The 18,832-nt window shown below is 40.9% G+C and carries 19 protein-coding genes, 2 pseudogenes and 4 riboswitches; of the genes and pseudogenes, 18 read left to right on the top strand and 3 right to left on the bottom strand.

All coding sequences use genetic code 11. The features are described from left to right. Positions 1–146 precede the first annotated feature (146 nt). Positions 147–320: pseudogene (locus E2R53_RS23845) on the top strand (cation:dicarboxylate symporter family transporter); the annotation flags it as partial. A gap of 58 nt (positions 321–378) precedes the next feature. Beyond that, positions 379–676: pseudogene (locus E2R53_RS23840) on the top strand (cation:dicarboxylate symporter family transporter); the annotation flags it as partial. Positions 677–914: 238 nt separating this feature from the next. Here E2R53_RS23840 and E2R53_RS14905 read toward each other — a convergent pair. Further along, positions 915–1,292 carry a DUF2294 domain-containing protein gene (locus E2R53_RS14905; protein ID WP_133312537.1) on the bottom strand — a complete coding sequence of 126 codons (378 nt, stop codon included), beginning with the start codon at positions 1,290–1,292 and terminating at the stop codon, positions 915–917. Between the two features lie 268 nt (positions 1,293–1,560). Beyond that, positions 1,561–1,699, top strand: a riboswitch (cyclic di-AMP (ydaO/yuaA leader). Between the two features lie 376 nt (positions 1,700–2,075). Here E2R53_RS14905 and E2R53_RS14900 point away from each other — a divergent pair. From E2R53_RS14900 to E2R53_RS14860, 9 genes are all read left to right on the top strand, one after another. Next, the gene (locus tag E2R53_RS14900; protein ID WP_133312536.1) at positions 2,076–2,468 is read left to right on the top strand and encodes a hypothetical protein; all 393 of its coding nucleotides are present in this window, start codon (positions 2,076–2,078) and stop codon (positions 2,466–2,468) included. A gap of 51 nt (positions 2,469–2,519) precedes the next feature. Next, positions 2,520–2,668: riboswitch (cyclic di-AMP (ydaO/yuaA leader) on the top strand. A gap of 104 nt (positions 2,669–2,772) precedes the next feature. After that, on the top strand, positions 2,773–3,156 hold the full coding sequence (locus E2R53_RS14895; RefSeq protein WP_133312535.1) for a hypothetical protein: 384 nt from the start codon (positions 2,773–2,775) through the stop codon (positions 3,154–3,156). A gap of 17 nt (positions 3,157–3,173) precedes the next feature. Continuing rightward, positions 3,174–3,281: a hypothetical protein gene (locus E2R53_RS14890; RefSeq protein ID WP_133312534.1), complete on the top strand. Its 108-nt coding sequence runs from the start codon at positions 3,174–3,176 to the stop codon at positions 3,279–3,281. Further along, positions 3,278–3,358 carry a potassium-transporting ATPase subunit F gene (locus tag E2R53_RS14885; protein ID WP_070874812.1) on the top strand — a complete coding sequence of 27 codons (81 nt, stop codon included), beginning with the start codon at positions 3,278–3,280 and terminating at the stop codon, positions 3,356–3,358. The genes E2R53_RS14890 and E2R53_RS14885 overlap by 4 nt, the downstream gene beginning before the upstream one ends. A gap of 33 nt (positions 3,359–3,391) precedes the next feature. Beyond that, a complete protein-coding gene (gene kdpA, locus E2R53_RS14880; RefSeq protein ID WP_435796798.1) occupies positions 3,392–5,053 on the top strand; it encodes a potassium-transporting ATPase subunit KdpA in 1,662 nt (553 codons plus the stop codon). 92 nt (positions 5,054–5,145) lie between these two features. Further along, a complete protein-coding gene (gene kdpB / locus E2R53_RS14875; RefSeq protein WP_133313077.1) occupies positions 5,146–7,197 on the top strand; it encodes a potassium-transporting ATPase subunit KdpB in 2,052 nt (683 codons plus the stop codon). 21 nt (positions 7,198–7,218) lie between these two features. Continuing rightward, positions 7,219–7,803: a potassium-transporting ATPase subunit KdpC gene (kdpC, locus tag E2R53_RS14870; RefSeq protein WP_133312532.1), complete on the top strand. Its 585-nt coding sequence runs from the start codon at positions 7,219–7,221 to the stop codon at positions 7,801–7,803. Positions 7,804–7,863: 60 nt separating this feature from the next. Then, complete coding sequence (kdpDN, locus tag E2R53_RS14865; protein ID WP_133312531.1) at positions 7,864–9,015, top strand: KdpD-like non-kinase potassium sensor; 1,152 nt, start codon at positions 7,864–7,866, stop codon at positions 9,013–9,015. Positions 9,016–9,030: 15 nt separating this feature from the next. Next, positions 9,031–9,447 (top strand): CBS domain-containing protein, encoded by a 417-nt coding sequence (locus E2R53_RS14860; protein WP_133312530.1) that lies wholly within the window; start codon positions 9,031–9,033, stop codon positions 9,445–9,447. A 31-nt stretch (positions 9,448–9,478) separates the two neighbouring features. On the opposite strand, the gene E2R53_RS14855 is transcribed toward E2R53_RS14860, so the two are convergent. Beyond that, the gene (locus E2R53_RS14855; protein ID WP_286166212.1) at positions 9,479–10,894 is read right to left on the bottom strand and encodes an amino acid permease; all 1,416 of its coding nucleotides are present in this window, start codon (positions 10,892–10,894) and stop codon (positions 9,479–9,481) included. Between the two features lie 144 nt (positions 10,895–11,038). Next, positions 11,039–11,216, bottom strand: a riboswitch (Lysine riboswitch). 224 nt (positions 11,217–11,440) lie between these two features. Between E2R53_RS14855 and E2R53_RS14850 the strand changes: the two genes are divergently transcribed. After that, entirely contained in the window at positions 11,441–11,617 is a 177-nt protein-coding gene (locus tag E2R53_RS14850) for a twin-arginine translocase TatA/TatE family subunit (protein WP_133312529.1), read from the top strand. A gap of 146 nt (positions 11,618–11,763) precedes the next feature. After that, positions 11,764–13,557 (top strand): M3 family oligoendopeptidase, encoded by a 1,794-nt coding sequence (locus tag E2R53_RS14845; protein ID WP_133312528.1) that lies wholly within the window; start codon positions 11,764–11,766, stop codon positions 13,555–13,557. A 42-nt stretch (positions 13,558–13,599) separates the two neighbouring features. Here E2R53_RS14845 and E2R53_RS14840 read toward each other — a convergent pair whose 3' ends face one another. Then, positions 13,600–14,337: an alpha/beta hydrolase gene (locus tag E2R53_RS14840; RefSeq protein ID WP_133312527.1), complete on the bottom strand. Its 738-nt coding sequence runs from the start codon at positions 14,335–14,337 to the stop codon at positions 13,600–13,602. Between the two features lie 118 nt (positions 14,338–14,455). After that, positions 14,456–14,596, top strand: a riboswitch (cyclic di-AMP (ydaO/yuaA leader). A gap of 158 nt (positions 14,597–14,754) precedes the next feature. Here E2R53_RS14840 and E2R53_RS14835 point away from each other — a divergent pair. The 5 genes from E2R53_RS14835 to copZ all read left to right on the top strand — a co-directional run bounded on the left by E2R53_RS14835 (position 14,755) and on the right by copZ (position 18,812). Then, complete coding sequence (locus tag E2R53_RS14835; RefSeq protein ID WP_133312526.1) at positions 14,755–16,002, top strand: dicarboxylate/amino acid:cation symporter; 1,248 nt, start codon at positions 14,755–14,757, stop codon at positions 16,000–16,002. Positions 16,003–16,144: 142 nt separating this feature from the next. Then, complete coding sequence (locus E2R53_RS14830; protein WP_133312525.1) at positions 16,145–17,506, top strand: sensor histidine kinase; 1,362 nt, start codon at positions 16,145–16,147, stop codon at positions 17,504–17,506. A gap of 3 nt (positions 17,507–17,509) precedes the next feature. Beyond that, a complete protein-coding gene (locus E2R53_RS14825) occupies positions 17,510–18,190 on the top strand; it encodes a response regulator transcription factor (RefSeq protein WP_133312524.1) in 681 nt (226 codons plus the stop codon). Positions 18,191–18,257: 67 nt separating this feature from the next. Further along, positions 18,258–18,584, top strand: a complete 327-nt coding sequence (locus E2R53_RS14820; RefSeq protein ID WP_133312523.1) for a metal-sensitive transcriptional regulator — start codon at positions 18,258–18,260, stop codon at positions 18,582–18,584. 21 nt (positions 18,585–18,605) lie between these two features. Further along, positions 18,606–18,812, top strand: a complete 207-nt coding sequence (gene copZ, locus E2R53_RS14815) for a copper chaperone CopZ (protein ID WP_133312522.1) — start codon at positions 18,606–18,608, stop codon at positions 18,810–18,812. Positions 18,813–18,832 lie beyond the last annotated feature (20 nt).

The raw sequence follows: 18,832 nt of genomic DNA, 5'->3' as shown, positions 1-18,832 counted from the left end.
TCATAACTAAGAAGTGAACATTTTGTAGTATATTGTCGAATTAATAGAATGTCAACAATTTTTAGAATATTCCCTTGATTAAAGCAGAATGATTATATAGGAAATAATGTTATAGTTATATAATCATTTTTGTGTGATATTTTAAAATGTGTTTGAATTCTAAACGGCAAATTTTCATCGGGTTAATTTTGGGTATTGCACTTGGTGCTATTTTTTACGGTAACCCAACCATCGAAAATTATTTACAGCCTATCGGTGCTATTTTTATACGTTTAATAAAAATGATTGTCATTCCGATTGTTATTTCAAGTCTCATAGTTGGCGTAGCAAGCGTCGGTGATACAAAAAAGCTTGGAAAAATCGGCGGGAAAACTATTTTATCATGCTCTGGCTGCTGTATTTATCGCAAATGTAGGGCATTGATCTGAGTATCTCTCAGCAAATTTCATTACTTCTAGTGTTAATGGTAACCTCTAAAGGAATTGCGGGTGTACATGGCGTATCATTCGTTGTGCTGCTCGCTACGTTGGTTACGGTAGGAATTCCTGTTGAAGGTTTGGTCTTTATTGCAGGTACTGACCGTATTCTGAATATGGCTAGAACCGCTGTAAACGTGGTAGGGAACTCACTGGCTGCAGTTGTGATCTCTGAGTGGGAAGGCGAGTTTGATTACTGAAAAAATAAAGAGCACTTAGCTGCATAAAAACAGAGCCCGATTCGATACGAATCGGGCTTTTTTTTATGCAGCAATTGAAAAATTTTGCATATCAACTCTTCGCTCAGAACAAATACGAAAGAAAGCGGGTAATAAGTTTGATTTTCTATTTTCTCTGCTTTTCTCTCTTTCTTAAAAATAGCTTTTTCTTTCAACAAACAGGGCTTATGCACATGTGCATAAGCCCTGTTTGTTCACTTTATCCTTTTGTTTCAACGATTCTTTCTAAATCTTTATCAACCACAAAAACTTCTATCCGTTCACCCATCTTGGTGCTGATATCGCTGTGGCTGGACAGGACTTTGCAGCCCGTATATCTTTCCACAATTTCTTCGAATTTTTTACTGTACATTTCACGCAGTACTTGTCTCATTTGTTTAACTAGTTTTCGTCCATTTTCATTTTCAACCAGGTGTTTTTCTTCAACCGTTAATACACCTTTGAATCGTGCTATGACCATATCATGGACAATATACGTTCTGGTTTCCTGAGGACCGCGTCCAATGAGATCTCTCTGAAGTTTGATAAAGGCCTCACTTAAATCGGATTCTAATTTTTTCTTTGGCGACACAGCCATCTGAATTTACCCCCAGCACAGTTGATTATGTTTTTTATCGACGAGTTTATCTTACTTACGATTGTTTAAGAGTGTCAATATCATTCGCTGGATAAATTTTAAGCAATTGGCATTGAATGAAATCTGCATCTGAAAAAATATGAAAATATGAGGATATGGAAGGAATTATGAGATTTAGGCAGGAGAAGCAGATAATTCACTTGAATACAGGTAATTTTCCGTATTTACACGGAATATAAGCGGGAGTAAGATAATCACGTAATCACGAATTGCATAACGGCCTAGTCCCGGTAATCGGGAACGGAGGAACCAATTTTTTGGGGTTAATTCTGCATTTGCAGGAAGGATGAGATCTCTTTCGCCATCCTACCCGTCAGCTAACTTCGTCGGCTAAAGCGAAGGAGGTCATAAGACCACCTTATTTTCAGGAGTCTTTTTTTACTGCCCTTTTTTAAGCAGCAGGGAAGAGGCCTGGGGACTGTAGAAGGTCTTTTTATTATGTCAATTCAATGAAAAAAGAAAACGGAAGACGGAACGCAAAGAGGGCATAAAGCTTGCTGGGCGTTAAGTAGACCAATGAGTACTTTTTCTCCAAGATGCATCCTGTCATGTTTCAATCAGTTTATGCTTGTTTTAGTGTATAGCTGGTAGTTTGACATGGTATGGACTTGCTTGGGGAGAGGGTAAACATTGGTCTCTTTTTTTTACTCTTTGGCTGCTCAGCAGGGAAAGCTGAAACGGCAGGAGAGTGTAAAACGCCGTCATTCATGTTCGGGGGGAAATATGAATCATACACTCGTCATAGTAAAGGGAGATTTATACGGTTCAGTTGTTGAGAGTGTAGCATTTCAGTATATACTATGCGATGTCATATCCTACGATCAGTACTTGTACGATCTGACGAATTCTGAAGATGGCAACACCCGCATTGATAATCTGCTGGAAATGCATAAGAAGTTTCATCATTACCGATCTGTGTATATCATCTCTGACTCAATCAATGAAGGGTTTGAATTAACTGCATTTTTCTCTGATTTGGGCACAAAGCGAATCATTGTCATAACACATGACAGCAGGCACTATGACCTCTACAAAAAATTAGGTGCAAAATATGTCATTGTCAGCAAACCGGAAGATTTTATATACACACTGCTTGGACACGTAAAAGAAAGATAATCAATCTGTCATTAAAGGAGGTGGTTCTCTAAAGGAGAATCAGGAAAAAGGAAAACCTAATCGCTTAATTTCTAAACGAAATCGGGGGACCCAATCTTTTGTGGTGATAACCACTAGGGGTGAGTCCATTTGAAAAATGGTAGGGCTACTCTCATAGCCCGAATCCGACAGCTAACCCCGAAAGCGTTGTGAGGGAAAATCAAAATCGCAGTGATACGTCACGTTTCTTTAGTGATGCAAAAAACCGCGGAAGAGATCCCTCTTCCGCGGTTTTTTTATTGAATCTGTAAAGGCAGGGAACGTCATGGAAACGATGCTGATTTGTATTCCAAGCTATTCAAGGCTCGGCTGCATGGATGAAATTCTCCCGGATGACTCTTCACTTGCATTTGTAACAGGAGATTACAGTGTGCAGAGTTATTTGAAAAGCAGAGGATTCAAAACGATTTATTTTATCAGGCAGAATGCTCATTATGTGCTTATACATGAACCGATTGCAAGAGTGCTTCTGCTGGAAGACAAAATTGCAGAAACGTGTAAGTTAATGGAAATTCTCAAAGCCAGTGTAAGAGCTCCGATTACAGTCATCACTAAAAAAGCCAATTACCCGGCAAAGCTTTATGAACTGCTCGGGGCAAAGCACGTTTTTTATTCGAAACAAGATAATGTGAAATTTCTGATTCAGTAAGAACAGGGGGGAACGACATGTTAGACAGTATGATGTTACTTGCATTTGCTGCCCTTGCATTAGTCATGGCGGGGCTTGTCAAATGGTCGGATGAAATTGTGAAAGAAGGCAGGGGAGAGAAATGATGATCGTCTTGCTTCTCGGCATTGCCGCGATTACCCTTTATTTGCTTTATGCACTAGTAAATCCAGAAAAATTTTAACTTGCGGAGGAAAAAAACTTGAGCGTACTATCCATTATTTCAATCATTTTTACTTTGGCCCTGGCCGTGCTGCTGGCAAAGCCGACGGGCCACTATATAGCCCGGGCCTTTACGTACCAATCTACTAAATTGGATGCAGTATTCGGTCCTGTGGAAAAAGCGGTTTATAAGATAAGCGGAATTAAACAGGTTGATCAAAGCTTCAGACAGTATGCATCTGCTCTTTTATTTTCAAATATTTTTATGATTTTTATTGTGTATCTGGTGTTTCGTTTTCAAGGAAATCTGCCGCTGAATCCGAGCGGCATTGCAGGGATGGATCCAACCCTTGCTTTTAATACGGCCATCAGCTTTATGACAAATACGAATCTCCAGCATTACAGCGGAGAAAGCGGCCTGTCTTATTTATCTCAGATGATTGCAATCACGTTTATGATGTTCGTCGCCCCTGCAACTGCATTTGCGGCTGCAATTGCATTAATAAGAGGTCTCGCAGGAAATCCGCTTGGAAATTTCTTTATTGATTTAATCCGGTCAATCACACGTGTTTTTCTGCCGATTGCTTTTATTGCTGCGCTGATCTTCGTTTTTCTTGGGGTACCGCAAACACTCGATTCAAGTGTTACGGCCACAACGGTGGAAGGAGCCGAGCAGACTATCGCAAGAGGAACGGTTGCGTCTCTTTTATCTATTAAGGAAGTTGGAAACAACGGCGGAGGGTTTTTCGGAGTAAACTCAGCGCATCCGTTTGAAAATCCGAATGCGATCAGCAACTTGCTTCAAATCCTCTTGATGCTGCTGATCCCGACAGCCCTTCCATTTACGTATGGAAAGATGGTAGGGAATGCGAAACAGGGAAGGATTTTATTTGCTGCAATGGCGATGATATTTGTGGTGTTTCTAGGTACATCCCTTTATGCAGAATTCCAGGGGAATCCAAGATTAGCAGAAGCCGGCCTTGAGCAGGCATCCGGCAGCATGGAAGGGAAAGAAGTTCGGTTTGGTGCAGCTCAATCTACTCTTTATGCTATCGTGACAACCGCTTCTGAAACAGGAGCCGTCAATACGATGCATGATACGCTGTCACCTGTAACGGGGATGCTGGCTTTATCAAATATGCTGCTGAATACGGTGTTTGGCGGTATTGGGGCAGGTTTTATGAACATTATCATGTATGCCATCATTGCCGTTTTCCTGTCGGGGTTAATGGTAGGGCGCACTCCGGAATTTCTGGGCAAGAAAATTGAAGGGAAAGAAATGAAACTGATTGCCGTAACATTGCTTATTCATCCGTTCTTGATTCTGGCATCTACTGCTGTTGCTTTGTATACTCCGCTTGGTTCGGAAGGGATTACAAATCCAGGGTTTCACGGGCTCACCCAGGTTCTTTACGAGTACACATCTTCTGCAGCCAATAACGGTTCAGGATTTGAAGGTCTTGGGGATGCAACTCCATTTTGGAATATCTCGACCGGGATTGTCATGTTTGCCGGAAGATACTTTGGAATTATTGCCATGCTTGCAGTAGGAGCTTCATTGGCCGCTAAAAAGCTTGTACCCGAGACAATCGGCACATTCCGTACAGATACCGGACTCTTTGGAACCATTTTTGTAGGAGCTGTCTTTATTGTAGGGGCGTTGACATTCTTCCCGGTATTGGTTCTGGGACCTGTAGCAGAACTCTTAACTTTATAAACCTAATTGGAGGATTTGAAATGAGTAAGCCATCTATAGCAACAGCAGAAAAGACTGCTGAGAGGTATGATCAAAACGAAGCAGATAAACAGATGCAGCCGGTTAATCAAAACAGAGAACACAAAAAGCCTGCTGATAAGGGATTGATAGGGAACGCCATTAAAGCATCCTTTATCAAATTGGATCCGCGGGTTATGGTGAAAAATCCGATCATGTTCATTGTCGAAATCGGATTTGCACTAACACTGCTTCTTACATTTGTCCCGTCTGCTTTTGGTTCAACTGAGGTCAATGTCTGGTTTAATTTAACGGTTTCCTTCATTCTACTGTTCACAGTTCTTTTTGCGAACTTCGCAGAAGCTCTTGCAGAGGGCCGGGGAATGGCACAGGCGAATTCCCTTAAAAATTCAAAAAAAGAAATGACAGCAAATAAGGTAAAACCGAATGGTGAAGTGGAAAAAACAGATTCCGCTTCGCTCCGTAAAGGAGATGTCGTCATCGTTTCAAGGGGTGAATTTATTCCAGGGGACGGAGAGGTCATTTCAGGGCTTGCCTCTGTAGATGAATCAGCCATTACAGGAGAATCTGCACCTGTGATCAAAGAAGCGGGAGGGGACTTCAACTCCGTTACAGGCGGCACAAAGGTTGTCAGCGATCAAATCAAGGTGAAAATTACGAGTGATCCCGGCGACTCATTCCTTGATAAAATGATTGCGCTTGTTGAAGGGGCACAGCGTCAAAAAACTCCGAATGAAATTGCTTTGAATACAGTTTTAACAAGCTTGACTCTTATCTTTATGATTGTGGTTTGCACATTGCCTTTTTATACAAATTATCTCGGCTTCCAGCTTGAAATTCCAGTATTGATTGCCTTGCTTGTGTGCTTAATACCAACGACAATCGGCGGTCTGCTGTCAGCGATCGGGATCGCGGGGATGGACCGGGTTACACAATTCAATGTGATTGCCATGTCAGGGAAAGCGGTTGAAGCTGCTGGCGATATTAATACCATCATTTTAGATAAAACAGGAACAATCACGTTTGGGAACAGGATGGCAAGTGAGTTTATTCCCGTCGGAAATCACGCTATGCAGGATCTGGCTCAGTGGACAGCCATCAGTTCACTTGAAGACGAGACACCTGAAGGAAGATCAATCCTTGATTTGCTGGAGAAAAAACAGCTTTCTTATAAAACAGCTCTTGCAGCCGGCGGAACGTTCATTCAGTTTAAGGCAGAAACGCGCATGAGCGGAATGGACCTGGCTGATGGAAGTGTTGTCAGAAAGGGAGCGGTAGATGCCGTGAAGAAATGGGTTCTCTCGCAAGGCGGAACCATTCCTTCTAATTTAGACCGGAAAACAGATGAAATATCAAAGGCTGGAGGCACACCTCTTGCTGTTGCCATGAACGATCAGATTTTTGGGCTGATTTACTTGAAGGATACAGTAAAGCCAGGCATGAAAGAACGTTTTGACAAGCTTCGCAGCATGGGAATCAAGACCGTCATGTGTACAGGCGACAATCCACTTACAGCAGCAACAATCGCTAAAGAAGCAGGCGTTGATGAATTTATTGCAGAATGCAAGCCTGAGGATAAAATTGAAGTCATTAAGTATGAACAATTACAAGGCAAGCTTGTTGCGATGACGGGCGATGGTACAAATGATGCTCCAGCTCTCGCCCAGGCGGATGTTGGTCTTGCCATGAACAGCGGTACGGCAGCTGCCAAGGAAGCAGCGAATATGGTGGACTTAGATTCAAATCCAACGAAAATTATTGAAGTCGTCTCAATCGGAAAACAGCTGCTGATGACACGGGGGGCTTTGACAACCTTCAGCATTGCCAACGATATCGCGAAATATTTTGCCATCATTCCTGCGATGTTCATGCTTGCCATTCCTGAAATGAACGTGCTGAATATCATGAGACTTGATTCACCGATATCAGCTATTCTTTCAGCACTCATTTTCAACGCGGTCATTATTCCAATTCTGATACCTCTCGCTATGAAAGGCGTCAGCTATAAACCGATGAGTTCGAATGCTTTGCTGAGAAGAAACTTGCTTATATACGGTTTTGGGGGAGTACTGGTTCCTTTCATCGGAATAAAAATCATAGATGTAGTTCTTGCTTTATTTATATAAGAAGAAAAGAGGTTTTTTAAAGTGGAAGAAAATCAATCGATCATCGGTCCGATTATCAGAATGAGCTTAATATTAATGGCTGTCTGCGGATTGGTTTACCCAGCTGCAGTAACAGGGATTGCCCAAACCATTTCTCCTGCAAAGGCAGATGGAAGCTTAGTATATGATGAGAATCACAATGTGATAGGTTCTGAGCTTATCGGGCAGACCTTTGCAGGAGACAGCTATTTTCATGGAAGAATTTCAAGTATAGACAATAATGGCGCCGGCTCAGGATCCAATAACTATGCACCATCCAATGAAGATATGCTGAAGAGAACGCAAGAATCCATCGAAGAATGGAAGAAAAACAATCCGGAAACGCCAATCAGTGAAGTGCCCAATGATCTGCTGACAAATTCGGGCTCCGGACTGGATCCGCATATAAGCCCAAAAGCGGCATATGCTCAAGTCAATCGAGTTTCAGAAGCAGCAGGAATCAAACAATCAGAGCTTGAAAAACTGATCACGAAGCATGTTCAAGGAAGGGAACTTGGAGTGTTTGGAGAAGAAAGAGTTAACGTCCTTCAATTAAATCTGGACTTAAAAAACATGCTGAATGAATGATGAATGTGCACCTCAGCTGTCATTAAGGCTGAGGTCAATCATCTTTAAAGAGGTGAATCAATGAGTGAAAAACACCCTTATTTCAGACGGAAAACCCCACAGGAGCTGCTTGATGAAATTGCAGACATGAAAAGGGGGAAGCTGAAACTTTACGTCGGGGCAGCTCCCGGAGTCGGTAAATCGTATAAAATGCTGCAGGATGCCCATGATTTAAAACTCGAAGGCATCGATGTTGTGATAGGGCTGATTGAATGTCACGGCAGAAAAGAAACAGAGGAACTGATTAAAGATATGGAAGTGGTTCCTCTAAAAGAGATGAAGTATAAAGGAAGTATTTTTAGAGAACTGAATGTGGATGCCATCATACAAAGAAAGCCTAAAGTCATTGTGATTGATGAACTGGCCCATACCAACATTCCGGGATCAAAAAATAAAAAGAGATATATGGATGTAGAAGAAATCTTAAATGCCGGCATTAATGTGCTGTCTGCGGTGAATATCCAGCATTTAGAAAGCGTTCATGACATAGTACAGCAAATAACGGGAGTGGCAGTAAGAGAGAGGATACCGGATTTGTTCGTTCAGGATGCCCATGAAGTTCAGCTGATTGATGTTACTCCCGAAACCCTTCGGAAGCGGCTCGCAGAAGGGAAAATCTATGCCTCAGAAAAAATTGAGCAGAGCCTTACTCATTTTTTTACAGTAACCAATCTATCATCGCTGCGAGAACTTGCCTTGAGAGAAGTAGCAGATGATGTAGACGAAAAGATGGAGCAGATCAGCGGTAATTTGGTGAACGGTCCTATAGGTGTTCATGAAAAAATCTTGGTATGTGTCGGGTATGGGCCAACTGCCGAGAAATTAATCAGAAGAGGATGGCGGATGGCGAATCGCCTAAAAGCTCAGTTGTTTATTCTGAATGTAACGAAGAATTCCCCTGAGGCGTTTACACAGGAAATAAGGGAAAGAACGGAGCAATGGAAAATACTTGCCTCTCAATTTAATGCTGTATTTTTGCTGGAGCAGGAAGGCGGCCGCAAGCCTGCGCAGGTCATTATTGATATTGCCAAACAGTATCACATTACTCAAATCCTTCTCGGGCAGTCAGCGAGAACAAGGTGGGAAGAAATTAGAAAGGGTTCCATCGTGAATACCATAATGAGAAAGACAGAGAATATTGATATTCACATCGTGTCAGATGGACGATCTTAAAGGAGTTCAGGAGAAATGAATATTGCTTTTTTCCTTATACCCAAAAAGGAAGTTGTTTATTTAAACATAAAAGCCACTATGAGGCAGGCGCTTGAACGAATGGAATATCACCGCTATTCAGCCGTTCCGCTGCTTGATGATGAAAGGAAGTATGTAACAACGCTGACAGAAGGTGATTTGCTTTGGATGATGAAAAACACTCCTGACTTGCATTTCTATAACACAGAAACAATTCGGTTATCCGAACTTAACTACCATCGAAAGAATGAACCAATTCCCATTCATGCTGAAATGGAGCACATTATTTCAAGAGCGATGGAACAGAATTTCGTACCTGTTACAGACGATCAGGGAACCTTTATAGGGATAATTAGAAGAAGGGAAATTATTGAGTACTGTGCAAATCAGCTTTTTGCTGTGAAAAGGAATTAAAAAAAGGCTGCATTCAACATGCAGCCTTCTATTATATGGTTGATCCTGTATCTTGTTTTTTCATATATTTGGTTAAAAACGGATAAATCACAAATCCGGCTAAGAAAAGGCCGACTCCCAGGATAAATGTTTTTAAATCAGCTGTTCCTGTAACAATCACCCATACTGAATATATACAGGCAAGTGAAGCAATGATTCCGTCTCTTACTCTCGACCCTTGAATTAAATCATATGTCTCTCCTTTAGCAATCAGCTTCAAGAAGAAAATAGACGATACAAGGTATGGGAATAGATAAGCAAGTGTAGCTGATGTTGTTAAGAATGTATAAGCTTCACTGATGGTTCCGGAAATCGTTGAGAAAATAAAGATCTGAGACATCAAATTCGTAATCAGCAAGGCATTTTTAGGGCTGCCTTTTTTATTTGTTTTCGCAAAGAAAGATGGGAAAATCCCTGTTTTTGCAGCCTGGTACGGCACTTCAGATGAAAGCAGAATCCATCCGATCGTTGATCCAAATAAAGATACAACTGCTAATAGTGCCATTGCATTTGCACCGGCATCGCCAATTATGACAGAGAGTACATCTACAAACGGTTTGTCAGATGACTGAAGCTGATCGTGCGGCAGAACACCCATTGTGATAAGCGTGATAATCATATAGATGAATACAGCAATGATTAAGCCGGTGATGGTCGCTCTTTTTACATCACGCTGAGAAGACGCGCGACCTGACAGAATGACTGCCGACTCAATTCCTACGAATGCCCATAAAGTCGAAATAGCAGCAAATTGAACTTGATTTGTTAGCCCGTATGTCACACCAGGCTCTACTTCCACCGGGAAATAAAATTCTCCAAACGCTGCTGACTCCAGTGCAAATAAACCAGCGATGATGAAAAGCATAAAACCGATTACTTTTGATGCAGTAGCGACAAAATTCAATTTGCCTGCTCCGCTCAAGTTCGTTAAAAGAATAGTATGAGTGCCCCAAAGCAAAATGGTACAAACAATAAATGTAACAGCTCTTCCTAATTGAATATCTTGAGAGCCAACTGAAAAAAGAATGGTTTCGTCTGACATAATCGGAAAGAATGTAGAAAGATAACCTGCGAAGCTTGTGATGATTGCGACATTGCTGATCCAGTTTGCGACCCAATATCCCCACACCATGCTGAACCCGGCGACATTTCCTTTTTTCGGGGTATCAAATAAAGCTTTTGCGTAGCTTTGCGGACCAGCTGTAAGGTCAGGTCTGCGGATTGATAAATTTCCGAATACGAGTGCAATCATTAATACACCAAATCCGGTTACGAGCCAGGCGCTTGTGACACCAAGCGGACTTGCGGTTTGCGCCAGTGTGCTCGGCAGCATGAAAATACCAGAGCCCACCATATTTCCTACAACAAAGGCTGTTAAAAGCCAAAATCCCCATTTTTTCTGTTTCACTGCTGAAACCTCCTATAAATAGAACCAAATATTATGGCTGCATGATTAGTGTGTGTATTTTTTGATTAAATGGATCATTTTTGGCAAACAAAAAGCGCATGGAACAAGTCCATGCGCAAAAATACACAAAAAACTCACTCGAAATCTCATGATAGCACTCCACAGATTTACCTGTGGCAGTCCAGTACCTATTCGATACAGTCCCAGCAAGAAACAAAGTGGCTGTTTCAAACTTCGGCACCAAGTCCTTTCGAATTTGCAGTCAACAGCTCCACTAGCCTCTTGCAATCTACTCTTAATTGGTGCAACCTCTACCTCACCGAGATTATAGTGAGGATTTATAGTAAAAATAGTATTTGAATAAAATAAAACTACCAACTCAACTTGCGTTTGTCAATGGATTTTATGTATTTCTATATTTTCCCTAAAGATTATTGCCGAATTTCATTTTGCAATTCATGGATAAATCAACTATAATTTACAAAGGTAGCGTTTTCTTTTTACTGATAAATAATCTATTAAATTGATATGGAAGAAGGGTTCATAATGAACTTAGGATTCGGCGAAATTATGTTGATCGTCTTTGTTGCATTGCTTCTTTTCGGACCGAAAAAATTGCCTGAATTAGGTAAAGCAGCAGGCAAAACTCTGCGAGAGTTTAAGAATGCTACTAAAGGCCTTATGGACGACGATGATGTAAAATCAGATAAACAAGCAAAATAAAATAAATTCAGAAAGGCTATGACACTTCGTCAAGCCTTTTTCTTTTGTTTTTAGCTGTTTAATTGTACGAATTTTTCGTTAATTGTTTTATAATGTGAATGGAGGGATTATTTAGTGTTCCGAAATACATAATGGGAGGAATGGCGATGAAAGCTGCTACATTCGCTGAAAAATGGGATTTGGATGTGTTTTTTGAAGGCGGGAGCAATTCAGAAGCATTTAAAAAGTATTTAGAGGAGCTTGAACAGGATGTTCCTGCATTTAAGGAGCAGGCTGAGCGTATTAAAGTGCCTCAAACAAAAGAAGATAGCGTACTTTTAGAAGATGTTCTTGAGAAGTTTCAGGGAATTGCAAAAAGAATGAGGCAGGCAGGGGCCTTTGTCGGATGCCTGCAGGCTCAGGATACAAATGATAAGCATGCTGCAGTCCTGCGGGGGAAGATTACTCAACTCAGTTCTCAGTTTCAAAATGCATTGGCAGCCTTTGACCAAAAGCTTGTAAAAGCAGACGATACAGTTTGGGCTGAGCTAGTAAATGCTGAGGCCTTAATTGAATTGAAATTTGCCCTGAACGAACGCCGGAATAGAGCAAAAAACAAATTGGAGATGGATCAGGAAACACTGATCAATGCCTTGTCAGTGAACGGTTATCATGCGTGGGGACAGCTTTATGATACTCTCGTTTCCAAAGTGAAAATACCGTACAAAGAGGATGGAAAAGTACATGAATTGTCTGTAGGACAGGCAGCCAATAAATTTTCAAGTGCGGACAGATCTGTCAGAAAATCTGTGTTTGAAGAATGGGAAAAGGCATGGGGAAGCAATGCAGATTTATTTGCCCATACGCTGAACCATCTATCTGGTTTTAGGCTGGATGTATATGAAAAGCGGGGCTGGAACGATGTTCTGAGTGAGCCGCTTGAAATCAACAGAATGAAGCGCGAGACGCTTGATGTCATGTGGAAAGTGATTTCAGAGAATAAACAGCCCCTTGTAAGCTATTTAAAAAGAAAAGCAGATTTGCTTGGTGTCGATAAACTTAGCTGGTACGACCTGGATGCGCCGATCGGCGGGAAAGAAACAAAGGTCAGCTACCAGGAGGGAGCTGAATTTATCTTAGATCAATTCAGCAACTTTGGAGAAGAGCTGACTTCATTTACTAAAAAAGCATTTGAGGATCGCTGGATCGAAGCAGAAGATCGTCCGGGAAAAGCCCCTGGAGGCTTTTGCACAAGTTTTGCCGAAAGTGACCAGTCAAGAATCTTCATGACATTCTCTGGTACCCCGTCAAATATCGCAACCCTTGCACATGAACTGGGCCATGCTTTCCATCAGCATGCAATGGCGGGAGTGCATCCGCTAAACCGAAATTATGCGATGAACGTAGCTGAAACAGCATCAACATTTGCTGAAATGATTGTGGCGGATGCTTCTGTTAAAAAAGCAAAATCTGATGAGGAACGTTTGGCACTTTTAGAAGATAAAGTGCAAAGAAGTGTTGCACTGCTCATGAATATACACGGCCGCTTCATCTTTGAAACTTCTTTTTACGAGGAACGCAAAAAAGGAATCGTCAGTACGGAAAAAATAAATCAATTAATGGAAGCTGCTCAAAAAGAAGCTTATTGTGAGGCTTTAGGAGAGTACCATCCTCATTTCTGGGCGTCTAAGCTGCATTTCTATATTACCGGGGTGCCGTTTTATAATTTCCCATATACGTTTGGCTACCTGTTCTCATTGGGGATATATGCGAAAGCATTGGAAGAAGGAGCTGCATTTGAAGAGAAATACATCGCTCTTTTAAAAGATACCGGTTCCATGCAGGTGGAAGATTTGGCTATGAAACACTTGGGTGTGGATTTAACAAAAGAAGATTTCTGGAGAAAAGCAGTTCAGCTTACAGTGCAGGATGTGGAAGAGTTTTTGGAAGCGACTAAATAAAAAAAATCTGAAAACGGACAGAGGTTTATTGTCCGTTTTTCTTTATGAATCAATATTTTGGATCCACCGGTCAATCTCCCGTATGATTTGATCCTGCTGAATAAAGACGTTGATATCTGCGTTGTTATCTCCCTTTTGTTCCCCGTAAATGCCAAATTGGGCATGGTTTCCGCCATTAATTTTGTAGTAAACCGTATTCTTGGACAAAAGATGTTTTTTTTCTTGAATGTCATTGAGAGTTGTTAAGCCATCTTTTTCGGCATAGATGGTCAGAATTGGGAAATTTGAGTTTGAAAAATCGCTGGAATCTGTCGGATAAGCAGCAAGAAGAAAAAGCCCTTTTATATTTTCATGATGTTCATATGCATAAATAGATGCAGCCGCACCTCCGAGAGAGTGTCCTCCAACAAACCAATTTTTAATCTCGTCTCTTTCACTTATGATGGTATCTGCTTTATTGATGCCTGCAATAGCAAGGTTAAAAGGCATTTTCGGAATAACGACAGTGACCCCTTTTTGAGTCATCTGCTCTGCAAGATAAGCATATGCTTTCGGGTCAACCTTTGCTCCAGGATAGAGGATGATGCCATTACTCGTTTGTTGATTTTCAGGCTGAAACAAAAAATATCCGTTTTTTTCATTTTGATTCTGTATATTTGTAGAGTTAAACAGTTCTGCTGCAGGTTTATAGGTGATTTGGGACCAAATATAAAATCCTGCGAAGGTGAGAATCAACCCTGCTGAAGCTATCAGAAAAAATCTTTTAAGCCAATTTTTCATAGTTTAAATCTCCTTAAACAATAACGTTTTCTGCTAAATATTATGTTTAAATCCAACTAAAGGCAAATTTTAATATTTGCCAAAATGTGATCTTTTATTTAGAATAGTAGTATAACTTAATAAATATACGCTTAATCCTTAACGGGAACGGGGGAACCGAACTGTGCAAACGCACTGGGGTGAATCCTTAAAGTAATAGGTAGGACAACTCTTCGTCCGAATCCGACAGCTAACCTCGTATGCGCTGGAGAGACTCATCTGTGGAAAAGTCATAATTATTCAAATTGACGAATACAACCGCGAGAATTCTCTCGCGGTTTTTTGTATTTTTCAAAAAAATCTCACATTTATGTTTCTCCTTCCCGCATTTTTGGGAATAAAAAGTTATCATCTATTACTATATTACGGAGGTTTTATATGAAACTAGCAACGAAAATCATCATTGGTCTTATTCTGGGTGCCATTGTCGGTCTTATCCTTAATATCACGGCTCCGGATTTATTTAAACAGTTAGATACGTTCCTGTTTACCCCGCTTGGAAAAATCTTTTTAAACTTAATTAATATGCTCGTTGTACCAATTGTCTTCTTTTCTATTACTCTTGGGGTTGCAGGCTTGGGAGATCCAAAGAAATTAGGCAGAATCGGCGTTAAAACGGTTTCCTACTTTTTAGTAACAACGGCAATAGCAATTGTAATCGGCTTATTTCTTGCACTGACAATTCAGCCTGGCAACGTAGGTGAATTCGATACAAAGTCTGCTGAGTATAAAGCTGAAGAAGCTCCTTCTGTTGCTGAAACATTCTTAAATATGATTCCTACAAATCCTATTAAAGCATTCGCTGACGGTAACATGCTTCAAATCATCATCTTCTCAATTTTTGTAGGACTTGGAATTACGTTCCTGGGCAAAAAAGCGAGTACGCTATATAAAGTAGTTGAACAAGGAAACGATTTGATGATGTACCTAGTAAACGTTGTAATGAAATTCGCTCCATATGGTACGTTTGGTCTTATCGCAACTGCTGTCGGCAGTCAGGGTTTAGACGCACTTAAAGCTATGGGACTTTACATGGGAGTGGTCCTTCTTGCCTTAGTGATTCATGCAATCGTCACTTATGGATCATCCATTCTTTTCCTGGCAAAGCAAAGTCCGATCTGGTTCTTTAAGAATTTTGCTCCTGCGATGGCTGTAGCTTTCAGTACTTCAAGCAGTAATGCAACCCTTCCTGTATCTATGGAAACGGCGCAGAAGCGTCTGAAAGTTCCAGAGCCGATTTCAAGCTTCGTTCAGCCACTGGGTGCAACGATTAATATGGATGGAACAGCCATTATGCAAGGTGTGGCAACAATCTTTATTGCTCAAGTTTATAATATTGACCTTTCTTTCACTCAATTGATTACTGTCGTATTGACAGCTGTTCTCGCATCAATTGGTACCGCTGGTGTTCCAGGTGTTGGACTGATCATGCTTGCGATGGTTTTAAACTCTGTAGGTCTCCCAGTAGCGGGTATTGCCTTAATCATCGGTATCGACCGCTTGCTTGATATGGCCCGTACAGCAGTCAACATCACTGGTGATGCAGCTTGTGCAGTCATTGTAGCTGAAACAGAAAAGAAACACGGAGATTTCAAAATTCCTGATATGGAAGAGAAATTGTCTTAATGATCAAAGCGGCCTGACATGGGCCGCTTTTTTTTAGCATTTTTTCTGATTCTGCACCAAAAATGCACAAGTATTTGGTACTGTTAAACTTATCATACCGAAGGACTAACACAGGTACTTGTCCTCTCAAGGAGTTTCATAGATGAACAAACTGGCCATAAAGATAGGACTATTATTTTTTACAATTATTCTTATAGTAGAAACATGCCTTTTTTTATTCTTATACCGAAGCCTGGTCAATACACGGGTAAATGAAGAGGTGGCCGCCCTCCAGACAAGGGGAAACAGCCACCGCGATGTCCTGAACAAGCATCATGATGAAACGACAATGGAGCATGTGGTGTTAATGGAATCCGAAGCAGATACAGATGTTGTCCTCACAAATGAAGACAGGAAAATTCTTCATTCTTCTAAAGAGATTCATCCTTTCATGCAGCAGGCAGTCAATGCCCGTGGTGATGATGAAAAGGACGCTCTTTCCAACTGGCAAAACAGTCCTTTTATCTGGTCTGTCAGTCCAATAGAGAAGAATGGCGAAACCACTGGGTTTGTTTATATGTTTAAAGGCACGGAATCTCTTCAGTCAATGATTGCGAGATTGAATGATCATTTCATATTTATCGGAACCGTATCTGTTATTTTAACAATCATTGCGGTTGTGTTTTTATCAAAAATCGTGACAAAACCGCTGCTCTCCATGAAACGTGCGACTGAACGTCTTAGCGAAGGGGACTTTTCAGTTAAGCTTCATATGCAGAGAAACGATGAGCTTGGAGAGCTTGGACAGTCCATTCAAAAACTTGCTGATGATTTATCTCATTTAAAAAAGGAAAGAAATGAATTTTTAGCAAGCATTGCCCATGAATTGCGTACCCCCCTCACGTATATTAAAGGGTATGCAGATGTTGCGCAGAGGCCTGGATTGTCCAGTGCTGATCAGGGAAAATATTTAACGATTATAAGGGAACAGACAGAGCATTTATCAAAGCTTGTGAGTGAGCTGTTTGAACTCGCCAAGCTTGATCAACATTCTTTTCAGATTGAAAAAGTGAAACTGGATCTCGGCACTTTTATTAAAAAAACGATTGAAAAGATGAATCCTATCTTAATGAATGAAAACAGGAATGTGAAATTTCTTTTACCAGATTATTCTGTTCAGCATTGGATAGATCCGGCAAGATTTGAACAAGTGATCCTCAATATTATGGACAATGCCATCCATTATTCTGAAAAAGGGACATCCATTACAGTCAAGCTGCTTGAACATGAACGAAACATTGAAATCGTTATTTCAGATCAAGGGATAGGTATTCCGGATGAAGACCTCCCATATGTGTTTGACAGACTTTACCGAGTTGATAAATCAAGGTCACGCCACAGCGGGGGAACAGGTCTGGGTCTTGCTATCGTAAAAGAAATAGTGGAGGCCGAGGACGGCACCGTTCGGGCGAAAAGTAAGCTTGGTTCAGGAACATCCATTATCATTTGCTTTAGAAAGGATTAAACGATGAAAAAGATTTTGCTTGTAGATGATGAAAAACTGATGCTGGATCTGCTTGCGCTGTATCTTGTTCCAGCGGGGTATTCGTGCATCAAATCTTTGTCTGGAAAAAATGCAGTAGACCATGTATTAAAGGAAGAGCCAGCACTTATTATTCTTGATTTGATGATGCCTGAAATGAATGGTTTTGAAGTGTGTAAAGAAATCAGAAGCTTTTCAGATGTTCCAATCATCATGGTGACGGCAAGAGATCAGCAAGAAGACATTGTAAAAGGACTGCAGACAGGTGCCGATGATTATATAACGAAGCCTTTTAATGAAATGGAATTATTGGCAAGAATAGAAGCGATATTAAGAAGAACCAGAAACAATCATGCTGTGGAATACAAGGGACTTAGATGGAATGAACGAAGCCAGGAGGCAAGCTATAATGGGGAGCCTATCTTCTTCACGCCTAAAGAATTTCAGCTGGCTGGCATCTTTTTAAAGAACAGAAACAAAGTATTCAATCGTGAGCATTTAATTCATTCCATTTGGGGGTATGATGCAGTTACGGAGGATCGTACGGTTGATTCCCACGTCCGTCATCTCAGAGAAAAGCTGAGAAAAACCGGATTTCCAATTGATGATCACCTTCAAACCGTTTGGGGCGCGGGCTACAAATGGAAGGATGAAAAAAATAAATAAATCTGAATTTTACCTCTTTACATAGGGTAGGGGGGTATGGTAAATTATAAACAAGGAGGTGCATGGCATGGTTGAAAATATGAACGAACCAGAAAGCTGTCATGTTCCAGGATCGGACCTGAAAAGCCATCATTCAGACGCGGTAAAGAAAAATCTTGTCACGCGATTAAACAGAATTGAAGGTCAGATCCGCGGAGTAAAAGGATTAATTGAAAAAGATACTTACTGCGATGATGTACTGACACAAATATCAGCCATACAATCTGCTTTGAACTCCGTCAGCAAGCTGCTTTTAGAAGGCCACATGAAAAGCTGTCTCGCCCGACGTATTCAAGAAGGCGATTTAGAGGTTATTGATGAAATTTTAGTTACGGTTAAACGATTAATGAAATAAAAATTAGAGGAGTGTTTTTTGATGGAAAATGTTACTTTAAACGTTCAGGGAATGTCTTGCAATCATTGTGTGAAAGCAATTGAAGGCAGTGTTGGCGAACTTAATGGCGTCAAATCGGTCAAGGTAGATTTAAACGAAGGAACAGTTGATGTAGATTACAACCCGAACGAAGTGAATGTAGCTGTCATTAAAGAAGCAATTGATGACCAGGGCTACGAGGTAGAATAAATAGAAAAGCAGAATCGTCC

Source organism: Peribacillus frigoritolerans (genome assembly GCF_004358755.1).
Lineage (GTDB): Bacteria > Bacillota > Bacilli > Bacillales > Bacillaceae > Bacillus_P.
The sequence above is the reverse complement of the archived record's forward strand: the minus strand, read 5'-3'. Positions and strand labels throughout refer to the sequence as shown.

Excerpts from the sequence above, each read along its gene's own strand:
- E2R53_RS14905 (WP_133312537.1), bottom strand. The coding sequence starts at position 1,292 with ATGGCTGTGTCGCCAAAGAAAAAATTAGAATCCGATTTAAGTGAGGCC.
- E2R53_RS14900 (WP_133312536.1), top strand. The coding sequence starts at position 2,076 with ATGAATCATACACTCGTCATAGTAAAGGGAGATTTATACGGTTCAGTT.
- E2R53_RS14895 (WP_133312535.1), top strand. The coding sequence starts at position 2,773 with ATGGAAACGATGCTGATTTGTATTCCAAGCTATTCAAGGCTCGGCTGC.
- E2R53_RS14890 (WP_133312534.1), top strand. The coding sequence starts at position 3,174 with ATGTTAGACAGTATGATGTTACTTGCATTTGCTGCCCTTGCATTAGTC.
- E2R53_RS14885 (WP_070874812.1), top strand. The coding sequence starts at position 3,278 with ATGATGATCGTCTTGCTTCTCGGCATTGCCGCGATTACCCTTTATTTG.
- kdpB (WP_133313077.1), top strand. The coding sequence starts at position 5,146 with ATGCAGCCGGTTAATCAAAACAGAGAACACAAAAAGCCTGCTGATAAG.
- kdpDN (WP_133312531.1), top strand. The coding sequence starts at position 7,864 with ATGAGTGAAAAACACCCTTATTTCAGACGGAAAACCCCACAGGAGCTG.
- E2R53_RS14860 (WP_133312530.1), top strand. The coding sequence starts at position 9,031 with ATGAATATTGCTTTTTTCCTTATACCCAAAAAGGAAGTTGTTTATTTA.
- E2R53_RS14850 (WP_133312529.1), top strand. The coding sequence starts at position 11,441 with ATGAACTTAGGATTCGGCGAAATTATGTTGATCGTCTTTGTTGCATTG.
- E2R53_RS14845 (WP_133312528.1), top strand. The coding sequence starts at position 11,764 with ATGAAAGCTGCTACATTCGCTGAAAAATGGGATTTGGATGTGTTTTTT.
- E2R53_RS14840 (WP_133312527.1), bottom strand. The coding sequence starts at position 14,337 with ATGAAAAATTGGCTTAAAAGATTTTTTCTGATAGCTTCAGCAGGGTTG.
- E2R53_RS14835 (WP_133312526.1), top strand. The coding sequence starts at position 14,755 with ATGAAACTAGCAACGAAAATCATCATTGGTCTTATTCTGGGTGCCATT.
- E2R53_RS14830 (WP_133312525.1), top strand. The coding sequence starts at position 16,145 with ATGAACAAACTGGCCATAAAGATAGGACTATTATTTTTTACAATTATT.
- E2R53_RS14825 (WP_133312524.1), top strand. The coding sequence starts at position 17,510 with ATGAAAAAGATTTTGCTTGTAGATGATGAAAAACTGATGCTGGATCTG.
- E2R53_RS14820 (WP_133312523.1), top strand. The coding sequence starts at position 18,258 with ATGGTTGAAAATATGAACGAACCAGAAAGCTGTCATGTTCCAGGATCG.
- copZ (WP_133312522.1), top strand. The coding sequence starts at position 18,606 with ATGGAAAATGTTACTTTAAACGTTCAGGGAATGTCTTGCAATCATTGT.